This window comes from Roseateles hydrophilus, assembly GCF_026712245.1.
Classification (GTDB): domain Bacteria; phylum Pseudomonadota; class Gammaproteobacteria; order Burkholderiales; family Burkholderiaceae_C; genus Pelomonas; species Pelomonas hydrophilus.
The window spans coordinates 518,593-537,076 of sequence record NZ_JAPPUY010000002.1 but is presented as its reverse complement, the minus strand read 5'-3'; the positions used below and the strand labels follow the sequence as shown (position 1 = coordinate 537,076).

Below are 18,484 nucleotides of genomic sequence, written 5' to 3'. Positions count from 1 at the left end.
GGATTTTAGGTGCCCGGTTCGCTCGCGCGGCGGCGGCCGGGGCGGGGTTGGCGGGCGGCCTGCAGCAGCGCATCGCGCACCTGGGCCAGCGGCGGCGCCTCCTGGGCCGTGGCGATGGCACTGGCCGAGCGCGCCAGCAGCTCCACATCGTCGGCCCCGAGCGACAGCGCGGTCCAGACGACGACGGGCAGCTCGGCCCAGCGCGGCTCGCTGCGCAGCTCGTGCAGCACCTGCACGCCGTCGATGCCCGGCATCATCAGGTCCAGCATCAGCGCGCCCGGCTGCAGGCGGGGCAGCAGCTGCAGCGCCTCGGCGCCGCCGCTCACCGCGACGGCCTCGATGCCGTGCGCGGCCAGCGCGGCGCACATCAGCTCGCGCGAGGCGGCCTCGTCGTCCACCACCAGCATGGGCCGCCCCGGCCCGAGGCGGGCGCGCAGCGGCACCAGCACACGCGCCAGCGCCACGCGGCGCAGCGGTTTGGCGAGCACGTCGAAGACGGGAAAGGCCACACCCGCGCTCGACGGCGGCGTCAGCGCAAGCGCCTTGACCGCGGCATGCATGGACGGACCGCCGCCGCGCAGTTGGGCCAGCACGCCCAGCCCCTGCGCGTCGGGCAGCGCCAGGTCCAGCACCAGCTCGGTGTAGCGGCGCGCGCCGGCCAGCCGCATCACATCGGCTGCGCTGGCCGCCACATCGACCGCCACGCCGGCCTGGGCCAGCTCGCGGGCCAAGCCGTCGCGCAGCGGGTGCGCGCGCAGCGCCACCAGCTGGTGATGCTCGGCGCGGGGCGCCAGCGCCGGCTCGGGCGTGCGCGGCAGCACGGCGTAGAAGCGGCTGCCGCGGCCGGGCTCGCTGTAGACACCGACCCGCCCGCCCTGGGCCTCGACGAGGCGGCGCGTCAGCGCCAGCCCGAGCCCCGTGCCCTGGTGACGCTTGGTGGCGCTGTCATCGAGCTGCTGGAACTCGACGAAGAGCTGATCCTGGCGATCGAGCGGAATGCCAACACCGGTGTCCTCCACCTCCAGCCGCCACAGCCGCGGCCCCTCGCCCAGCACGCGCAGCGTCACCTGGCCGTCGGCGGGCGTGAACTTCACCGCGTTGGACAGGTAGTTCAGCAGCACCTGCTTGAGGCGCGACGGGTCCAGCACCAGGCCGCTCAAGCCGGGCTCGATGCTGGCGACCAGGCGCAGGCCGCGCTGGCTCGCCAGCACATCGACAGTGGTCATCACGTCGTGCACGACGGCGGGCAGGTCGACGGGCTCGGCGCGGAAGTCCATCTTGCCGGCCTCGATCTTGGAGAGGTCGAGCACGTCGTTGATCATGGCCAGCAGGTGGCGGCCGCTGCTGCCGATGTGCTGCAGCCACTCTTGCTGGCGCGCCGGGTCGACGGCCGGGCCGCCCATGGTCAGCAGGTCGGAGAAGCCGATGATGGCGTTCAGCGGCGTGCGCAGTTCGTGCGACATATTGGCCAGGAACAGGCTCTTGAGCCGGCTGCCTTCCTGCACGCGGTGGTTCTCGGCGGCCAGCCAGACCGACTGCTGGCGCGCCTGCTCAGCCGTGCGCGTGGCCGTCACGTCGGCCACGATGCCCACCAGGCGGGGCTCGCCGCCCTCGTCGCGCGTGGCGCGCGCATCCATGCGCAGCCAGTGCAGGCTGCCGTCGGGCCAGAGGACACGGAACTCCGCATGCCAGGGCGAGGGCATGGCGTCGGGCGCCTGCGGCGCGGCCAGGCCGGCCTGCACGGCTGCGCGGTCCTCGGCGTGCACAGCCGCCAGCAGGCACTCGCGATCCCAGGGCGCTGCCGGATCGGACAGGCCGAAGCATTGGTCATAGCGGCGCGAGCGCAGGATCTGCCCACTGTGCAGCGCCATTTCCCAGTCGCCGATGGCGGCCGATTCGAGCGCAAAGCGCAGCCGGGCCTCGCTCTGGCGCAGCGCAGCCTCGATCTGGCGCTGGTGCGTGAGGTCACGCGCCGAACTGATGCCGCCGACGATGCGCCCGCCGGCATCGCGCAGCGGCGAGACCTGGGCCGAAATCTCGACGCGCCGCCCGTCACTGGCCAGGCGCACGGTGCGGAACGGCGGCACCTGCTCGCCGCGCGCCAGCGCAGCGAGGATGCGCCGCTCCTCGGCTTCGCGCTCGGGGGGAATCAGCATCTGCACCGGCCGCCCCACGGCCTCATCGGCCGTGTAGCCGAACATGCGCTCGGCAGCCGCGTTCCAGTTGGTGATGCGACCGTCCAGCGACTTCACAACGATGGCGTCGGCCGAGGACTCGACCACGGCCGCCAGCCGCCTGACCTCGGCCTCGGCCTGGGTCAGCCGCCCCATGTCGCGGAACACCACGGTGAGGCCGCGCACCCGGCCGTCAGCGTGGTGCGTGGGGCTGACCTGCAACTCCACCGGGCAGCGCCCACCCTCGCGAGACAGGCACACCGCCTGGCGCCGCAGCGCCACGTCGGCCGCCTGGTCGCGCACCAGGTCCACGGGGTTGCGGCCGGCCCACTCGGGCGGCAGGCCCTCGCACACGAAAACCTCCCACAGCGGCAGCCCCCGGGCTTCGCCCACCGGCCAGCCCGTCAGGCGCTCGGCCACGGCGTTGAGGCGCGTGATGCAGCCGCGGTCATCCGTGGTGAGGAAGCCGGCATCGATGGATGCCAGCGTGGTGGCCAGGCTCTGCTCAGTCTCGAGCAAGTGATCCTCGGCGCTGGCGCGGCGGTCGATCTCACGCCGCAAGGCCTCGTTGGCCTGGCGCATCTCCTCGACCGAGGGCAGCGCCAGCAGTCGCGGGCTCAGCCGCCAGGCCACGATGGCCGTCAGCACCGAGGCCAGCGCCGTGACGGTCTTGCCCAGGGTCTGCAGTTCGTAGTCGGGGCGCCAGATGGTCCAGACATCCAGCACATGCGTGATGCCGCAGGCAAAGATGAACACCGCAAACAGCGTGGCTAGCCGCCCCAGGTTCAGCTGCGGGCGCAGCCGCGCGTGGCGCGTGATGATGAAGGGCAGCGAGAAGTAGGCCAGCGCCGTGCCCAGGTCGGAGCCGACCATGGTCCACAACAGCCCCGGCGACCACTGGAAGCAATAGCCGTGGGGCAGGAAGCCTGCCCGCGCCACCAAACCGGTCAGCTCGTCCATCACACGCTCCCCGCCTCACTCAAAAAGTGAGGTTATGTCGGCTGATTGTGACGACTTGTCGGGCCGGCGGGGGAACTGTTTTCCGCTGGCGCGCCGGCCGGTTCAGCGCGGCGTCAACAGCTCGAAGCCGACGTAGCGTGCGGTGAAGCGGGCATGGCCCTCGCGCTCGAAAGCGTCGGCATCCCAGGCGCCGGGCAGCAGGCGCTCGGCGAACGCCGGGCGGAAGCGGTAGACCCAGGCGGTCTCGCTGCGGCCATCGGCCAGCGCCACGGGCACCTCGACGCGCTCGTACTCCTCGCCCTCGAAGGCGTCCAGCCGTGCCCAGGCCGCGGCATCCACGTCGCGGTACAGCCGCCCGGGCACACAGCCCTCGGGCGCGAGCCGCAGGCCGGGGTAGTCCTGCCCACGCACCGGGTGGCGGCTGTGGCCCGCCAGCGAGGCGGGCTCGCTGGCGAACTCACGCCCGCAGACGCGGGCCATGATGTCGGCCCACATCAGCGAGCCGTAGGTGAAGCAGTGAGCCGTGCTCACTGCACCTTCTGCGCCAGCTCGCCGCGCGCGTAGGCGGCGGCGATGTCGACCAGCGTGCGGCCCTTGATCTTGGCGGCCTGGCCTTCGCAGCCGAACTCCATGTAGCGCTGCTTGGCGATGGCCTTGGCGGCCTCGCGGGCGGGCTTGAGCCATTCGCGGGCGTCGAACTTGTCCGGGTTCTCGGCCATGAACTTGCGCACCGCGCCCGTCATCGCGAGGCGGATGTCGGTGTCGATGTTGATCTTGCGCACGCCGTGCTTGATGGCTTCCTGGATCTCCTCGACCGGCACGCCGAAGGTCTCCTTCATCTTGCCGCCGTACTGGTTGATGATGGCCAGCAGGTCCTGCGGCACCGACGACGAGCCGTGCATCACGAGGTGGGTGTTGGGGATGCGCGCGTGGATTTCCTTCACGCGGCTGATGGCCAGGATGTCGCCGGTGGGCTTGCGGCTGAACTTGTAGGCGCCGTGGCTGGTGCCGATGGCGATGGCCAGCGCGTCCAGCTGCGTGGCCTTCACGAAGGTGGCGGCCTCCTCGGGGTCGGTCAGCATCTGGGAATGGTCCAGCTTGCCGGCAGCGCCGATGCCGTCTTCCTCGCCGGCATCGCCGGTTTCCAGGTTGCCCAGGCAGCCCAGCTCGCCCTCGACGGTCACGCCCACGGCATGCGCCATCTCGACGACCTTGCGGGTCACCTCGACGTTGTACTCAAAGCTTGACGGCGTCTTGCCGTCTTCCATCAGCGAGCCGTCCATCATCACCGAGCCGAAGCCCAGATCGATGGCGCCCTGGCAGACCTTGGGGCTGGTGCCGTGGTCCTGGTGCATGACCAGCGGGATGTGCGGGTACATCTCGGCCGCGGCCTGGATCAGGTGCTTGATGAACGGCTCGCCCGCGTACTTGCGGGCGCCAGCGCTGGCTTGCAGGATGACCGGCGCACCGACTTCGTCGGCAGCGGCCATGATGGCCTGCACCTGCTCCAGGTTGTTGACGTTGAAGGCTGGAATGCCGTAGCCGTTGTCGGCGGCGTGGTCCAGCAGCTGACGCATGGAGACGAGAGGCATGGGAAATCCCGGGTGGAGTTGAGAAATCTGGGCCGACTGCGACTGCCAACGTAGGTGGTAACCGCGCCGTAACTGGTAGGGGATTCTATGGAGGCGCGGGCATGCCCCACCCCCACGGATAGGAGTAGTCAGCACAATGCGCAAATGACACGACTGGTGCTGGACCACCTGACCAACTGGATCACGGCCGCCGCTGGCGAACATTCGCTGGACCTGGCCGCCCACATCGAGGAGCGCACCGGCGCCAGCCGCCGCGCCGCGCTCGCCGCGCTCAAGCGCCTGGTGGACGCCGGCTGGCTGACGCGCAGCGGCACCAGCCGCCGCCCGGTGTTCGCGCCCGGCGCGCTGCGTCAGGTGGTGCGCAGCTACACGCTGTACGGCCTGCAGGAAGACCTGCCCTGGCAACGCGACTTCGCGCCGCACTTCGCGCTGCCCAAGCATGTGGAGCGCATGGTGCAGCACGGCTTCACCGAGCTGGTCAACAACGCAGCCGACCACTCCGGCGGCACCAGTGTCACGGTGTCGCTGCGCCAGACGCCGTCCCACGTCCAACTGTTGGTCAGCGACGACGGTGTGGGCGTGTTCGACAAGATCTGCACCGCCTTCCAGCTGGAGGATCCCCAGCACGCGATGCTGGAGCTCAGCAAGGGGCGGCTGACCAGCGCGCCCGACGCGCACACCGGCCGCGGCCTGTTCTTCAGCAGCCAGCTGGCCGATGTGTTCGACATCCACGCCAACAACACCGCCTACCAGCGCCGCGCCTGGGATGCCTCAGGCTGGAAAAAGGGCAAGGGTCTGCCACGCCAGGGCAGCTCCATCTACATGGCACTGGCGCTGAACACCACGCGCACGCTGGACGGCGTGATGAACGCGTGGAGCCTCAGCGGCGATGGCATCGAGTTCGACCAGACCCGCGTGCAGCTGCGCCTGCTGACCACCGAGGGCCAGGCGCTGGACTCGCGCGCCGCCGCCCGCCGCGTGGGCTCGCGGCTGACGACCTTCAAGCGCGCCGAGATCGACTTCGACGGCGTGACCGACGTGGGCCACGGCTTCACGGACGAGCTGTTCCGCGTGTTCGCCAAGGCCAATCCGCAGGTGGAGCTGGTGGCTGTCAACACCAGCCCGCGCATCGAGGCGCTCATCAAGAGCGCCCGCACCTAAGGCTTGCGCAAGGCCGGCACCGGCGGCACCGCGATGCGCGGGCCGACATAGCCGGTCACGGTGCCGAAGCGGCCGCCGTCCTCCCGCGCCCAGTCCTCGGCCCAGACCTGCATCTCCGCCGGCTCGCGGCCGACGAAGTTCCACCACAGCAGCGGCGGCGTGGCCCAGGGCTCGCCGCCCAGCAGCAACAAGCGCGTGGCCGACAGGCAGCGCAGCTCGACGGACGCGCAGCCCGGCCCGATGTAGAGCAGCGTGCCCGGCACGACGGTCTCGACCGTGTCATGGCCGGCCGGCGCCACCTCCACCTCGCCCTCCAGCAGCATGACGCCATGCTCGAAGTCCGCGTTCAGCGTGAGCGTCACATCCGCCGGGCCGTCGGCCGCCAGGTCCACGCCCAGCAGCGGCGTGAAGCTGGGCACCGGCGAGCGCTGGCCGTCCAGTTCGCCGACCAGCAGCGTGCCGTCGAAGCCGCCCACCGCGCAGCGCGGCAGCTCGGGGAAGTGCTGGAAGCTGGGCGCGCGCTCGCGCTCGGCGTCAGGCAGCGCGATCCACAGCTGCGCGAGGTGGATACGGTCGCTCAGCGACTCCTCGCTGTGCGAGATGCCGTGGCCGGCCGTCATCAGGTTCACCTGGCCGGCGCGCAGCACCTGCTCGGAGCCCAGGCTGTCGCGGTGCAGGATCTCGCCCTCGATCATCCAGCTGAAGGTGGACAGCCCCGTGTGCGGATGCGGGCCGACATTCATGCGCTTGACTGTCGTGGCCGGGCCGGCGTGGTCGGCAAAGCACCAGGCACCGATGACGCGGCGCCCCTTGTTCGGCAGTGCGCGCTGGATGGGCAGGCCGCCCACGTCGCCGACGTGGCTGGTGATGCGCTCGACGAGCACGGCGCTCATGCCGACCGCTGCTGCACAAAGCCGACGAAGCCCGCGACGAACTGCTGCAGCTGCGCGCGCACCTTGTCGTCGACAAGCTGGCCGTCGGCGTCGAACACCGTGCCGGCCTTGGACACCATCAGGCGCCCGCCCATCCAGAAGTCGTTGCCGAAGGCGCGCAGCACGGACAGCAGCGCGTCCTGCGCCTGCACGGTGCCGAAGCCTCCGGGCGTCGCGCCGACGAGCGCGGTGGGCTTGCCGCCGAACAGCTTGCCGCCCTCGCCGCTGGGGCGGGACAGCCAGTCCAGCCCGTTCTTCAGCACGCCAGGCATGCTGTTGTTGTACTCGGGCGTGGCGATCAGCAGCGCGTCGGCGGCGCGAATGGCCTCGCGCAGCGTCGTCACGGCCGCGGGGATGCCCTCGGCCTCGACGTCGCCGTCGTACAGCGGGATGCCGTGCAGCGTGCGCACGTCGACCGTGACGCCCGCAGGCGCCAGCGTGGCGGCGGCGCGCAGCAGCGCGGTGTTGACGGAGGCGCGGCGCAGCGCGCCGCTGAGGGCGAGGATCTTCATGGGCGGGTCTCTCCACGGATGGCCGGGCCATGATGCCAGCGCGTCAGCAACAGCGCATTGCTGACCACCGACACGCTGGACAGCGCCATCGCCGCGCCCGCGAACACCGGGCTCAGCAGCCCCAGCGCCGCCAGCGGGATGCCCACCACGTTGTAGGCCATGGCCCAGAACAGGTTCTGGCGGATCTTGGCCACCGTGCGGCGCGACAGCTCGATGGCCGCCGCCACCAGGCGCGGGTCGCCGCGCATCAGCGTGATGCCGGCCGCCGCCATGGCCACCTCGGTGCCGGTGGACATGGCCAGGCCCACATCGGCCGCCGCCAGCGCGGGCGCGTCGTTCAGCCCATCGCCCACCATGCCCACGCGGCCGGCGCCGCGCAGCTGGGCCACGACGAGGGCCTTGTCCTCGGGCAGCACCTCGGCATGCACCTCGGTGATGCCCAGCCGGTGCGCCACCGCCTCGGCTGCGGCGCGGTGGTCGCCGCTGATGAGCACCGTGCGCACGCCCAACGCATGCAGCGCGGCCACGGCCTCGGCGGCCGCAGGCTTGATCTCGTCGCCAAAGGCCAGCCAGCCCAGCACCCGCGGCGCCTCGCCCAGCTGCGCCAGCCACGACAGGCTGTGGCCCTGCCGGCGCTGCGCCTCGGCGGCCGCATCGTCGGGCAGCGCCACGCCCAGGCTGGCCAGCCAGGCGGTACTGCCCAGCGCCAGCAGCTGGCCGTCCACCTCACCACGCACACCCCGGCCCGGCACGGCCTGCAGCGCCTGCGCAGGCGGCACACCGGGCGCGGCGTCGCACACGGCCCGGGCCAACGGGTGCTCGCTGCCGGACTGCAGTGCGGCGGCCAGCGCCAGCGGTGCGCTGTGCGCCACCAGGCGCGGCCGGCCCTCGGTCAGCGTGCCGGTCTTGTCGAAGGCCACGACATCCAGCCCACGCGCCAACTCCAGCGCCTGCGCGTCCTTGATGAGGATGCCGTGCCGCGCCGCCGCGCCCATGCCGGCCATCAGCGCCGCCGGCGTGGCCAGGCCCAGCGCGCAGGGGCAGGCAATCACCAGCACCGCCACCGCGTGCAGCAGTGCCTGCGCCCAGTCGCCGCGCGCGAAGCCCCAGCCCAGCAGCGTCAGCAGCGCCAGGCCCACCACCACGGGCACGAACACGGCCGACACGCGGTCCACCAGCTGCTGGATGGGCGGCTTGGCGCCCTGCGCGTCTTCCACGAAGCGGGCGATGCGCGCCAGCCGTGACTCCGCGCCCAGCGCCGTGCAGCGCACCGTCAGCAGCCCCTCGCCGTTGACCGCACCGCCGGTCACCGCATCACCCTCGGTCTTGGCCACCGGCAGGCTTTCGCCGGTGATGAGGGCCTCATCCACGGCGCTGTGGCCCTGGGTGACGACGCCGTCCACCGGCAACCGCTCGCCGGGCCGCACGCGCACCAGGTCGCCCACGCGCAGCGCGGTGATGGGCAGCTCCTGCTCCGCACCCTCGCGCAGCACCCGCGCCGTCTCGGGCTGCAGGCGGGCCAGCGCACGGATAGCCTCGCCGGTGCCGCGCTTGGCGCGGGCCTCCAGCCATTTGCCCACCAGCACCAGCGTGATGACGACGGCGGCGGACTCGAAGTAAAGCGCATGCTCCTGCCCGCGCCACAACTCGAACAGCGACAGCCCGAAGGCCGCGCTGGTGCCCAGCGCCACCAGCAGGTCCATGTTGCCGCTGCCGTCGCGCAGCGCCCGCCAGCCGGCGGCGTAGAAGCGCGCGCCCAGCACGAACTGCACCGGCGCGGCCAGCGCCAGCTGCCACCACCCCGGCAACATGGCACCGTGGCCCAGCAGCATGGGCGCCACCAGCGGCAGGCTGAGCAGCACGCCGATCAGCACCGGCCAGCCGGTCTGCCCCCAGGGCGTGCGCAGCGGGCCGTCCAGCGCCGCGGGGTAGCCGGCCTTGGCCAGCGCGGCCAGCAACGGCTCCGCGCGGGCGTCGTCCTGCAGCAACACACGGGCCGTCTCGGCCGCGAGGTTGACCTCGGCGCCCAGCACGCCCGCTTGCCGCTTCAAGGTCTTCTCGACCCGGCCCACGCAACTGGCACAGCTCATGCCCGAGATCTTCAGCTTCAGCGTCCTCATGCCCCGAGTATGAGGACTACGATGACGCCCCGACTTGATCTGCGCCAGGAGCCCTCGCGATGTACCGCTTCACCCTGCCCGACATGAGCTGCGGCCACTGCGTGGCGGCCATCACCGAGGCGCTGCAGGCGCTGGACGCGCAGGCCCGCATCGCCATCGACCGCGACGCCCGCACGGCCGAGGTGGACAGCGCCCTGCCCCGCGAGACGCTGGCCGCCGCGCTTGCCGAGGCCGGCTACCCGCCCGCGCCGGACGCCACCCGCATTTGAGGGGGGCGCCCCTGAAGCACGGGACAGGCAGCAACGACCGCGCCGCCTAGCATGACGCACCTCCGCGCTGGAATCCGTCATGCACAACGTCCGTCACATCGCCCTCGCCGCCACGCTGGCTGCGCTCGCCGCGCCCACATGGGCCGCCCCCACCTACACCGGCGTCGGCAGCTACAACCTCGGCAGCGCCACACCGCCCGGCCTCACGGCCGCCGGCAGTTCCAGCTGCGGCGCGGCACTGGGCCAGGACGCCATCGCGTTCGACGGCGATGCCAACGGCAACAACATCGTCGTCCACGCCTACGCCTGCGATGGCACGCCGAACTACTTCGGCAGCCGTGCCTCCGGCGAGAACACCTTCTACGCCAACGGCGTCGGCTCGGTGCTGACCCAGCTGACGCTCGACGCCGCTGACGGCTTCAGCTTCTACCTGGACGCGGGCGAAGTGGGCGCCTTCGGCAGCACGGCCTTCGCAGCTGGCGAGTTCCAGAAGGCCATGCTGGCCATCAAGCTGCAGATCACCAACACCACCTCGGGCCAGACCACCACCTGGTTGGACGAGTTGTGGAGCGTGGAAGTTGCCGCCGGTGGCGCCGTGACGAACAGCTACACGTCCAACGGCACCTACGCGATCAGCTCCAGCGGCACGGGCGGCGCCGCAGACGGCTTCTACAGCTACGGCTTCGCGGGCGGCAACTACTTCATCCCGCTGGATGCCGGCACCTACGACATCTCCTACGTGATGACGTCAACGGCCTCGGGCCAGGTGTCCCAGACCAGCGTCTGCACCGCCTACCTGCAGAGCAACAAGAACCTGGAAGGCGGCGGTGAGGTGGCGGCTCTGGTGGCCGAAGTCCCGGATGAGCCCCGGGGCGAGGCCTTCACGTCCTACTGCGGCGCAGGCGCACGCACGGGCGACCCCTTCCCTGCCATCGCCCGCGTGCAAGACGTGCCCGCCGGCCTGCCCGAGCCCATGAGCGCCGGCCTCGCACTGACCGCGCTGCTGGCCGCCGCCGGCGTGCGCCGCCGCCGCCAAGGCTGAGCGCAGCACCAACAGCCAAAGAAAAGGCGGGCCGCTGGCCCGCCTTTTTCACGCCCGCGCCTTGGCCGTTCAGGCGAAGCGGAACGGCAGCTCGCGCTGGCGCTGGCCGGTCAGCCGGGCCACGGCGTTGGCGAGCGCCGGAGCCAGCGGCGGCAGGCCCGGCTCGCCCATGCCCTTGGGCGGGTCCTGGCTGGGCACGATGCTGACGGTCATCACGGCCGGCGCGTCGGTGATGCGCGGCATGGCCATGTCGTAGAAGTTGCCCTGTTCCACGACACCGTCCTTGAAGGTCACGCGGTGCGTCGGCATCGTCGTGCCCAGCGCCATGATGGCCGCGCCCTGCACCTGGGCCTCCACCGCCTTGGGGTTCACACAGAGGTTGCAGTGCACGCCGGCATGCACTTCCTGCAGCACCGGCTGACGGTCCTTGCCCTTGCCCTTCAGGCTGGCGACGACGACGTAGGCGACGACGGATTCGAAGCTCTCGTGCACCGCCACGCCCCAGGCTTGGCCGACTTTCAGCTTGCGCTTGCCGTAGCCGCTCTTGTCCACCGCCGCCTGCAGCGCCAGGCGGTGGCGTTCGGCCTTGGCGTTGCCGGCCATCAGCTGGAGGCGGTAGGCCACCGGGTCCTGCTTGGTGGTGAACGCGATCTCGTCGATCAGCGTCTCCATCACATAGGCCGTGTGCGTGGCGCCCACCGAGCGCCACCACAGCACGGGCACGTTGACGTCCGGGTGGTGCACGCTGAGGTGCATCGGGATGTCGTAGGGGTCGCGCATGCCCTCCGTGGTCGTGCCGTCCACGCCCTTCTGGTAGCCAAAGCCCTCCAGGGGCGAGCCCTTCAGGATGCTCTGGCTGACGATGCGGTGCTGCCAGCCGGCGATCTTGCCTGTGGCGTCGAAGCCGATCTCGGCGCGGTGCACGGTCATGGGCCGGTAGTAGCCGGCCTTGACGTCGTCCTCGCGGCTCCAGATCACCTTGACCGGCATGGGCTTGCCGGACTGCTGCAGGGCCACGGCGACGGCGGCCGCCTCGCGCGGCCATTCGCTGGCCGGTGTGGCCCGGCGGCCGAAGCCGCCGCCGGCCATCTGCACATGGATCTGCACCTGCTCGGGCTTCAGGCCCACGGTCTTAGCGAGCGCCATCGCGTCCAGGCCCGGCATCTGCGCCGCGTAGTAGACGTCGCAGCGATCGGCCTTCAGGTCCACCGTGCAGGCCAGCGGCTCCATCTGCGCGTGGTTCAGGTAGGGGAAGAAGAAGTCGGCCGTGATCTTCTTCGGCGCCTTGCTCCAGCCGCTGACGTCGGCCTGGAACTCGGGCTTGGGCGCGGGCGTGCCGGCGGTCCTGGCCAGCGCCAAGTATTGCTTCGTCAGCGCGGCGGTGTCGGGCTTGCCGAGGCCGGCGAGGTCCCAGTCCACCTTCAGCGCGTCACGGCCCTTCTTGGCGGCCCAGTAGCCGCTGGCGACGACGGCCACGCCCTGGCCGCCGCGGTCCAGCGGCACCGGCAGCACGGCCTTCACGCCCTTGACCTTGAGCGCCTCGCTGGCATCGAGCTTGGCGACCTTGCCGTTGAACACCGGCGGGCGCTGGATGACGGCCACCGCCATGCCGGGCAACTGCACGTCCATGCCGTAGGCCTGGGCACCGCTGCTCTTGGCCTGGCTGACCACCAGCCCCGTGGGCTGGCCGATGCGCTTGAACGCCTTGGGGTCCTTCAGCGTGACGGCCTCGGGCACGGGCAGCTTCATCGCGGCCTCGAACAGCTCGCCATAACCGGCCGACTGGCCAGCACCGCTGACGACGCCGTTGGCCGCCGTCAGCGACGCGGCCGGCACACCCCAGCGCTGCGCCGCCGCGGCCACCAGCATGGCCTTGGTGCGGGCCCCCAGCTCGCGGTACTGCCCGTAGCTGTTCTTGATGGAGTTGGAGCCGCCGGTCAGGTGCATGCCGAACAGCGGGTCCACGTAGGCGCCGCGCTGGTCACCGAAACCGGTGCGCACCTTGCTCCAGTCGGCCTCCAGCTCCTCGGCGCAGATCATGGCCAGGCCGGTCTCGATGCCCTGGCCCATGTCCATGCGGTTGCACAGGATGGTGGTGGTGCCGTCCGGCGCGATGCTGACGAAGGCCAGCGGCTGCTCGGTGGGCTTGCTGCCAGGCTTGGCGGCGGCCTGGGCGGACGCGGCGCCGGGCAGCAGCGCCAGGCCGACGGCGCCGCCGACCGTGGTGGCCACGAAGGCGCGGCGGGACAGGCCGCCGGTCACGATCTCGTCGATGCGACGGGGGTTCAGCATGCCGTTCTCCTCAAGCCAGGGCCGCGGCGGCGGCGTGGATGGCCGCACGGATGCGGGGATAGGTGCCGCAGCGGCAGATGTTGCCGGCCATGGCCTCGTCGATCTGCGCGTCGGTGGGCTTCTTGTTGGCCTTGAGCAGGGCCGTGGCGCTCATGACCTGGCCGCTCTGACAGTAGCCGCACTGGGCCACGTCGTGCGCCACCCAGGCCGCCTGCACGGCCTGGCCGACCTTGTCGTTCGCCAGGCCCTCGATGGTGGTTACCGGGCCCTGCACGGCGGACACCGGCATCAGGCAGGAGCGCACCGGGGCGCCGGCCACGTGCATGGTGCAGGCGCCGCACTGCGCGGCGCCGCAGCCGAACTTGGTGCCGGTGAGCTGCAGCTCCTCGCGCACGGCCCACAGCAATGGCATGTCGGGCTCGGCGTCCAGTGCAACGGCGCGGCCGTTCACGGTCAGGTTGATCATCGGGGGCCTCCGGGTGTGGGAAGCGGGCACTCTAGCCAGAACGCCTGCCCCCGTCTGCCAGTCAGGCATTGCCCGCGCGGCGGGCATGACGGGCCAGCGCCTGCAGCAGCGCGGCCAGGCTCAGCGGCTTCGTGAGGTGAGCATCGCAGCCGGCCGCCAGCGACTGCTGGGCGTCGGTGTCCGCCGCGCTGGCCGTCAGCGCGACGATGGGCGTGCGCACGCGCCCCTCGGCGGCCTCCACGGCGCGCCACTGGCGCGTCGCCGACAGGCCGTCCAGTACCGGCATCAGCATGTCCATCAGCACCAGGTCGAACTGCCCGGCCTGCAGCGCCTGCAGGGCCTGCGCGCCGTCGCTGACGCGCGTGACGCGGTGGCCCAACGGCGCCAGCATGCCCTCGATGACGAGCACGTTGACCTCGTTGTCCTCGGCCAGCAACAGCGACAGCGCGCGCGTGGGCGCCACGCCCTCGGCGCGTGGCGGCACGCCGTCGTCCTGAGGCGGCCGGCCGGGCGGCAGGTCCAGCCGCGCCTCGAAACGACTACCCTCGCCGGGCGTGCTGCGCACGCTGATGTCGCCACCCATCAGCCGCGCGAGGCTGCGCGTGATGGGCAGGCCCAGGCCCGTGCCGCCGAAGCGCTGCGAGATGCTGGCATCGGCCTGCTCGAAGGGCTCGAAGATGCGGGCCAGTTGCGCCGCATCGATGCCAATGCCGGTGTCCTGCACAGCGATGACGATGCGCCCCTCGTGCACGCCGTCGCCGGGTTCGCGCGACAACTCCACCACCACGCCACCCTGCGAGGTGAACTTGATCGCATTGCCCACGAGGTTGTTGACGATCTGCGCGACGCGCTGCTCGTCGCCCAGCACCCAGCCCGTCGCGTCGGTGCGCGCAAACACGCGCAGCCACAGGCCCTGCGCCTGGGCACGCTCGCGCAGCAGCTCCAGCTGCAGCTCCACCAGGTCCACGAGGTTGAACGGGTGTGAGGCCAGCGTCAGGCGGCCACTCTCGATGCGGGCGTTGTCCAGCAGGTCGTTGATGAGGGCGAAGGCCTGACGGCCGGCGTGGCGCAGCACCTCGACGTGATGCGCCTGCTCGGGCCGCAGCGGCGAGCGCGCCAGGATGTCGGACAGCCCAAGCACCGCGTTCATCGGTGTGCGCATCTCGTGGCTGACCTGGGCCAGCAGCTCCGTCTTGGCGCGGCTGCGCGCGTCGGCCAGTTCGCGCTCACGCAGCAGCTCGCGCTCGCGCGCACGGGCCTGGCGGGCGCGCAGCAGCGCATTCAGCGCGAGCGCCGCCGCCAGCCCATAGAGCGCCGGCACCGGCGACGGCAGCAGCCCGCCCCCCACGGCAGCCCAGGCCGCCGCCGCCAACCCGGCCAGCGCCAGGCCGGCCGCCAGCAGCTGGCGCCGCAGCAGCAGCGGCAGGGCGCCCAGCGCGAGCAGCAGGCCGTTCAGCACCCACACCGCCGCGCCGCGCTCGCGCAGCAGCGGCAGGGGCTCAGCCCCCAGGGCCTCGAACACCGCCGCGTTCAGCACCGTGCCACTGACGCGCCCCTCGGGCAGCATGACCTCGTCCGCAAAAAACGCACTGCTGCCGACGAACACGCTGCGCCCCGCCAGCAGCCGAGGCAGCTCCGCATCGTCGGCCTCACCCAGCGCGGCGCGCATCAGCCGCTGCCAGCTCACGCGCGGCAGCTCGCCGCCCTGTGGCGGCAGGCGCAGCCGCAGCCGGGCCTGCGCGTCCACCGGCCAGCGCCGCGCGCCGGCCACCAGCTCGCCGCCGTCCAGCCGCCAGCCCGTCGCGCCGTCGGCCCGCAGCCGCGCCGCCAGCGCCAGGCTGGGCAGCGAGCGGCCCTGCACCTGGTGCAGCAACGGCAGGTGGCGCAGCCGACCGTCGTCGTCCAGCGCGGCGGAGATGACGCCCAGGCTGCCGGGCGCGGTCAGTGCATCCAGCAGCACGTCGGCCGGCGGCGTCAGCCCGGCCCAGGCGATGCCGGCCGGCGGCCCGCCCAGACGCTGCAGCGCCGCCCGCTCGGCCGGCGTGGCCGGCGCCAGCTCCACGGCGGCGCGCTGCCCGGGCGCCAGCCCGGCCGCAGCCAGCACCACGGGCGGCGCCTGGGCCAGCGCCTGCGCCAGCCGTGCATCGCCCTCGCGCGGGCCGGCGAACACGATGTCCAGCACCACCAGCTTCGCGCCGGCCTGGCGCAGGTAGTCCAGCATCAGCGCATGCACCTCGCGCGAGTACGGCCACTCGCCCAGCGGCTCGCGCAGCGCGCGCAGCGAGGCGTCGTCGATGTCCACGACGACGCTACCCGACGCGCGCGGCGCGGGCGCCGCCGTGGCCTGCAGCAGCAGGTCGGCCAGCGCACGGTCCAGCCGCGGCTGCACGCCCACCAGGCCCAGCAGCGCCCACAGCAGCAGCGCCGCAGGCAGGGCCAGCCAGCGCAGGTGCTTCAAAGCACGGGCACGAGCAGCAGCGGCAGCAACCACAACCAGCGCGGGTAAGGCACCTCGATCCGCTGCGTCTGGCCCCAGGGGCCGGCCACACCGGCTGCGTTCACGCCGCGTGCGCGCAGGAAGTAGTGGCCCCAGGACGGCTTGGGCATGGTCAGCTCGGGCTTGTCGGTCGTGAAGTGCTGGACGTCGGTGCCGTCGAAGGCGTCCGTCCTGCTCCACGCCAGCTCGTAGCGCACGACGCCCTTGTCGGCGCGCCAGCGCAGCTGCAGCTGGTCACCGCTGAGGTCGGGCTGGGCCGGCGGCGGCGCGGGCGGCGGCGGCTGGAGCTCGAAGCTCTGCGCCTCGCTGAATGGCCCGGCGCGGCCGCCGGCCTCCACGGACGCGACCCGCCAGTGATAGACGCCGTGGCCGCCCAGGTCGGCCAGGCGCGCCTCGAAGCGGGCCGCGTCCAGCGGCGGCGGCTGCAGCACCAGATCCTTGAATGCGGCGTCGCGGGCGATCTGCAGGCGCACGGCCGGGGCCGCCGTGTTGCGGCTCCAGGCCAGCGCCATGCCACTGCCGTAGCCCACGGCGCCCGGCGCGGGCGCCTGGATGAACGGCGGCTCGGGCCGCGCCTGCAGGCGCAGCTCGGCATCGGCGGCGCGCCCTTCGTGGCCGCGGGCGTCGATGGCGCGCACGCGCAGCGTGTAGTCGCCGTCGGGCAGCTCGCGCGCCTCGGGCCAGGTGACGGCGGGCTCGCCGACCTCGGCGTCCAGCAGCAGGCGGTCGAAGTCGCCCCGGGGGTAGAGCTGTGCGCGCCAGGTCTGGGCGCCAGCCGGGCCGCCCGTCCAGGCCAGGTGCAGCGGCAGGCGATCGGCCACGGCCGCGATGCCGCCCAGGTCCGGCGGGGGCAGCAGCGCGCTCACCGACAGCGCCTGGCCATCGGCCAGCAGGCCCTGCCCGGCATTCACGGTGGCCGCCATGCCGTGGGCCTGCACCGCACCGGCCAGCACCTGCATGCGGCTTTGTGCCGCCGCAGCCTGCACGCGGAACTCGGTGCCGCGCACGCCCAGGTTGACGTGCGGCGTGCGCAGCTCGTACAGCGGCACGCGCTGCGCATTGGGCGCCACGCGGCTGTCGGCACCGCCCTTGTCGAGGTTCAGCCGCACGGCCGGCAGCGCGCCGCGGCCCAGCACCAGCAGCTGCGTCAGCGTCACCTCGCTGCCGGGCGGAAGCAGCAGCCGCGAGCCGTCGGCAAAGCGCAGCGACACGCTGGCCTGCGGCCCGGTGCGCAGGCGGTCGCCGCCCTGCAGCGTGGCGCCGGCGGCCAGCGGCTCGCTGCTGGCGCCGCGCTGGCGCTGCACATCGCCGCGCACGAACAGCACCTCGGCCACACCGGCCTCGCGCCGCAGCCAGGCCACCGGCATGCGCAGCGTGGCGCCGGGGCGCAGGCGCAGCGGGTCGGGCACGCGGTTGAGCTTCTGCAGGTCACGCCAGGTCTTGCCCGCGTCCAGCCAGGCCTCGGTCAGTGACAGCAAGGTGTCGCCGGGCTGAATGGTGTAGCGCCAATCGGCGTCAGCCGCCTCCGGCGCCGCACCCGCCCATGCGGCGCTCATCCATAACAAACCTGCCAAGCAGACTTTGCGTCCGTTCATCGCAGACCCTCCCTGAAATTCCAGCGGGCGATGGTAGCGACTGCGCTGTCAGCACCCTGCCCCTCAGGGAAGGTTCAGGTGTGCGCGAGCGCGCTGCGAAGCTGATCGCGCAGCGCGCGCAGTTGCAGCAATTCATGCTCGGGCGCCTGCAGCGCCGGCCACAGCAGCGCGACGAGGTCGCGGCTGCTTTGCGCCACGTCGATCTGCCGGCCGGTGATGACCACCTCCCACAGCATGTGTTCCATCGGCCCGAACACCAGCGAGCGCAGCAGCCGCAGCGGGATGTCGCTGCGCACCTCGCCGGCCTGCTGGCCGCGCGCCAGCAGGTCCATCAGCGGCGCGGTGTAGCGGCGCTGCAGCTCGACGAAGCCTTCGCCCAGGTCCTGGCCCTTGGTCCGGCCTTCGGACAGCACCAGCGCGCACAGCCCCGTGCCCTGGATGAGGAACAGCCGCAGATGGGTCAGCACGACGAACTCCAGCTGCTCGCGCACCGGCGCCTCGCGCGGCAGGCCGGCCTCGATGGCCGCGATGATCTCGTCGTACCAGTCCTGGATGACGCGCACGCACAGCTCCCGCTTGCTGCGGAAGTAGGTGAAGACGGTGGCCTCGGACACGCCCAGCCGCTGCGCCACCTCGGTCGTCGTGGCGCGCTCGTAGCCGCGCTCGGCAAACACCTCACGGCCCACGCGCAGGATGTCGCGCACGCGCTGCTCGGCCTTGGGGCCGGCGGGCGAACGGCGTTGCGGTGGGGGAGCGAGCGCGCACATGGCAGACGCATTCTGCGCAACTTTTGAGGATCACTCAAGTCGGCATTGCATCCATGCAATCGCTGGTCTATCCTGACGGCCTTTGCGCGCCTTACCGGGCCGACC

At 72.2% G+C, this 18,484-nt stretch carries 14 protein-coding genes; 3 read left to right on the top strand and 11 right to left on the bottom strand.

Annotated features, from left to right (window positions below):
• Nucleotides 1-5: 5 nt before the first annotated feature.
• From NYO99_RS09580 to fba, 3 genes are all read right to left on the bottom strand, one after another.
• Nucleotides 6-3,134: a PAS domain S-box protein gene (locus NYO99_RS09580; protein ID WP_268166956.1), complete on the bottom strand. Its 3,129-nt coding sequence runs from the start codon at nucleotides 3,132-3,134 to the stop codon at nucleotides 6-8.
• 102 nt (nucleotides 3,135-3,236) lie between these two features.
• Nucleotides 3,237-3,665, bottom strand: coding sequence for a gamma-glutamylcyclotransferase family protein (locus tag NYO99_RS09575; protein WP_268166955.1), 429 nt, complete (start codon nucleotides 3,663-3,665; stop codon nucleotides 3,237-3,239).
• Nucleotides 3,662-4,726 (bottom strand): class II fructose-bisphosphate aldolase, encoded by a 1,065-nt coding sequence (fba, locus tag NYO99_RS09570; RefSeq protein ID WP_268166954.1) that lies wholly within the window; start codon nucleotides 4,724-4,726, stop codon nucleotides 3,662-3,664. Before fba ends, NYO99_RS09575 begins: the two co-directional genes overlap by 4 nt.
• A 144-nt stretch (nucleotides 4,727-4,870) precedes the next feature.
• Between fba and NYO99_RS09565 the strand changes: the two genes are divergently transcribed.
• Entirely contained in the window at nucleotides 4,871-5,887 is a 1,017-nt protein-coding gene (locus tag NYO99_RS09565; protein ID WP_268166953.1) for an STAS-like domain-containing protein, read from the top strand.
• Here NYO99_RS09565 and NYO99_RS09560 read toward each other — a convergent pair.
• Genes NYO99_RS09560 through NYO99_RS09550 form a run of 3 tightly spaced genes read right to left on the bottom strand, consistent with a single transcriptional unit; the run spans nucleotide 5,884 to nucleotide 9,451 of the window.
• Nucleotides 5,884-6,780 carry a pirin family protein gene (locus NYO99_RS09560; protein ID WP_268166952.1) on the bottom strand — a complete coding sequence of 299 codons (897 nt, stop codon included), beginning with the start codon at nucleotides 6,778-6,780 and terminating at the stop codon, nucleotides 5,884-5,886. The genes NYO99_RS09565 and NYO99_RS09560 overlap by 4 nt on opposite strands.
• A complete protein-coding gene (locus NYO99_RS09555; RefSeq protein WP_268166951.1) occupies nucleotides 6,777-7,331 on the bottom strand; it encodes an NADPH-dependent FMN reductase in 555 nt (184 codons plus the stop codon). The genes NYO99_RS09560 and NYO99_RS09555 overlap by 4 nt, the downstream gene beginning before the upstream one ends.
• A complete protein-coding gene (locus NYO99_RS09550) occupies nucleotides 7,328-9,451 on the bottom strand; it encodes a heavy metal translocating P-type ATPase (RefSeq protein WP_268166950.1) in 2,124 nt (707 codons plus the stop codon). The genes NYO99_RS09555 and NYO99_RS09550 overlap by 4 nt, the downstream gene beginning before the upstream one ends.
• Nucleotides 9,452-9,510: 59 nt before the next feature.
• Here NYO99_RS09550 and NYO99_RS09545 point away from each other — a divergent pair, with 59 nt between their 5' ends.
• Nucleotides 9,511-9,720 carry a heavy-metal-associated domain-containing protein gene (locus NYO99_RS09545; RefSeq protein WP_268166949.1) on the top strand — a complete coding sequence of 70 codons (210 nt, stop codon included), beginning with the start codon at nucleotides 9,511-9,513 and terminating at the stop codon, nucleotides 9,718-9,720.
• 79 nt (nucleotides 9,721-9,799) lie between these two features.
• The gene (locus tag NYO99_RS09540; protein WP_268166948.1) at nucleotides 9,800-10,762 is read left to right on the top strand and encodes a hypothetical protein; all 963 of its coding nucleotides are present in this window, start codon (nucleotides 9,800-9,802) and stop codon (nucleotides 10,760-10,762) included.
• Between the two features lie 69 nt (nucleotides 10,763-10,831).
• Here the strand turns inward: NYO99_RS09540 and NYO99_RS09535 are convergent, their stop codons facing one another.
• The 5 genes from NYO99_RS09535 to NYO99_RS09515 all read right to left on the bottom strand — a co-directional run bounded on the left by NYO99_RS09535 (nucleotide 10,832) and on the right by NYO99_RS09515 (nucleotide 18,379).
• Nucleotides 10,832-13,054 carry a xanthine dehydrogenase family protein molybdopterin-binding subunit gene (locus tag NYO99_RS09535; RefSeq protein WP_268166947.1) on the bottom strand — a complete coding sequence of 741 codons (2,223 nt, stop codon included), beginning with the start codon at nucleotides 13,052-13,054 and terminating at the stop codon, nucleotides 10,832-10,834.
• Between the two features lie 10 nt (nucleotides 13,055-13,064).
• Nucleotides 13,065-13,520 (bottom strand): (2Fe-2S)-binding protein, encoded by a 456-nt coding sequence (locus NYO99_RS09530; protein ID WP_268166946.1) that lies wholly within the window; start codon nucleotides 13,518-13,520, stop codon nucleotides 13,065-13,067.
• A gap of 61 nt (nucleotides 13,521-13,581) precedes the next feature.
• Entirely contained in the window at nucleotides 13,582-15,978 is a 2,397-nt protein-coding gene (locus NYO99_RS09525) for a hybrid sensor histidine kinase/response regulator (RefSeq protein ID WP_268166945.1), read from the bottom strand.
• Complete coding sequence (locus NYO99_RS09520) at nucleotides 15,975-17,573, bottom strand: FecR domain-containing protein (RefSeq protein WP_268166944.1); 1,599 nt, start codon at nucleotides 17,571-17,573, stop codon at nucleotides 15,975-15,977. The genes NYO99_RS09525 and NYO99_RS09520 overlap by 4 nt, the downstream gene beginning before the upstream one ends.
• Before the next feature lie 113 nt (nucleotides 17,574-17,686).
• Nucleotides 17,687-18,379, bottom strand: coding sequence for a TetR/AcrR family transcriptional regulator (locus tag NYO99_RS09515; RefSeq protein ID WP_268166943.1), 693 nt, complete (start codon nucleotides 18,377-18,379; stop codon nucleotides 17,687-17,689).
• Nucleotides 18,380-18,484: the final 105 nt, after the last annotated feature.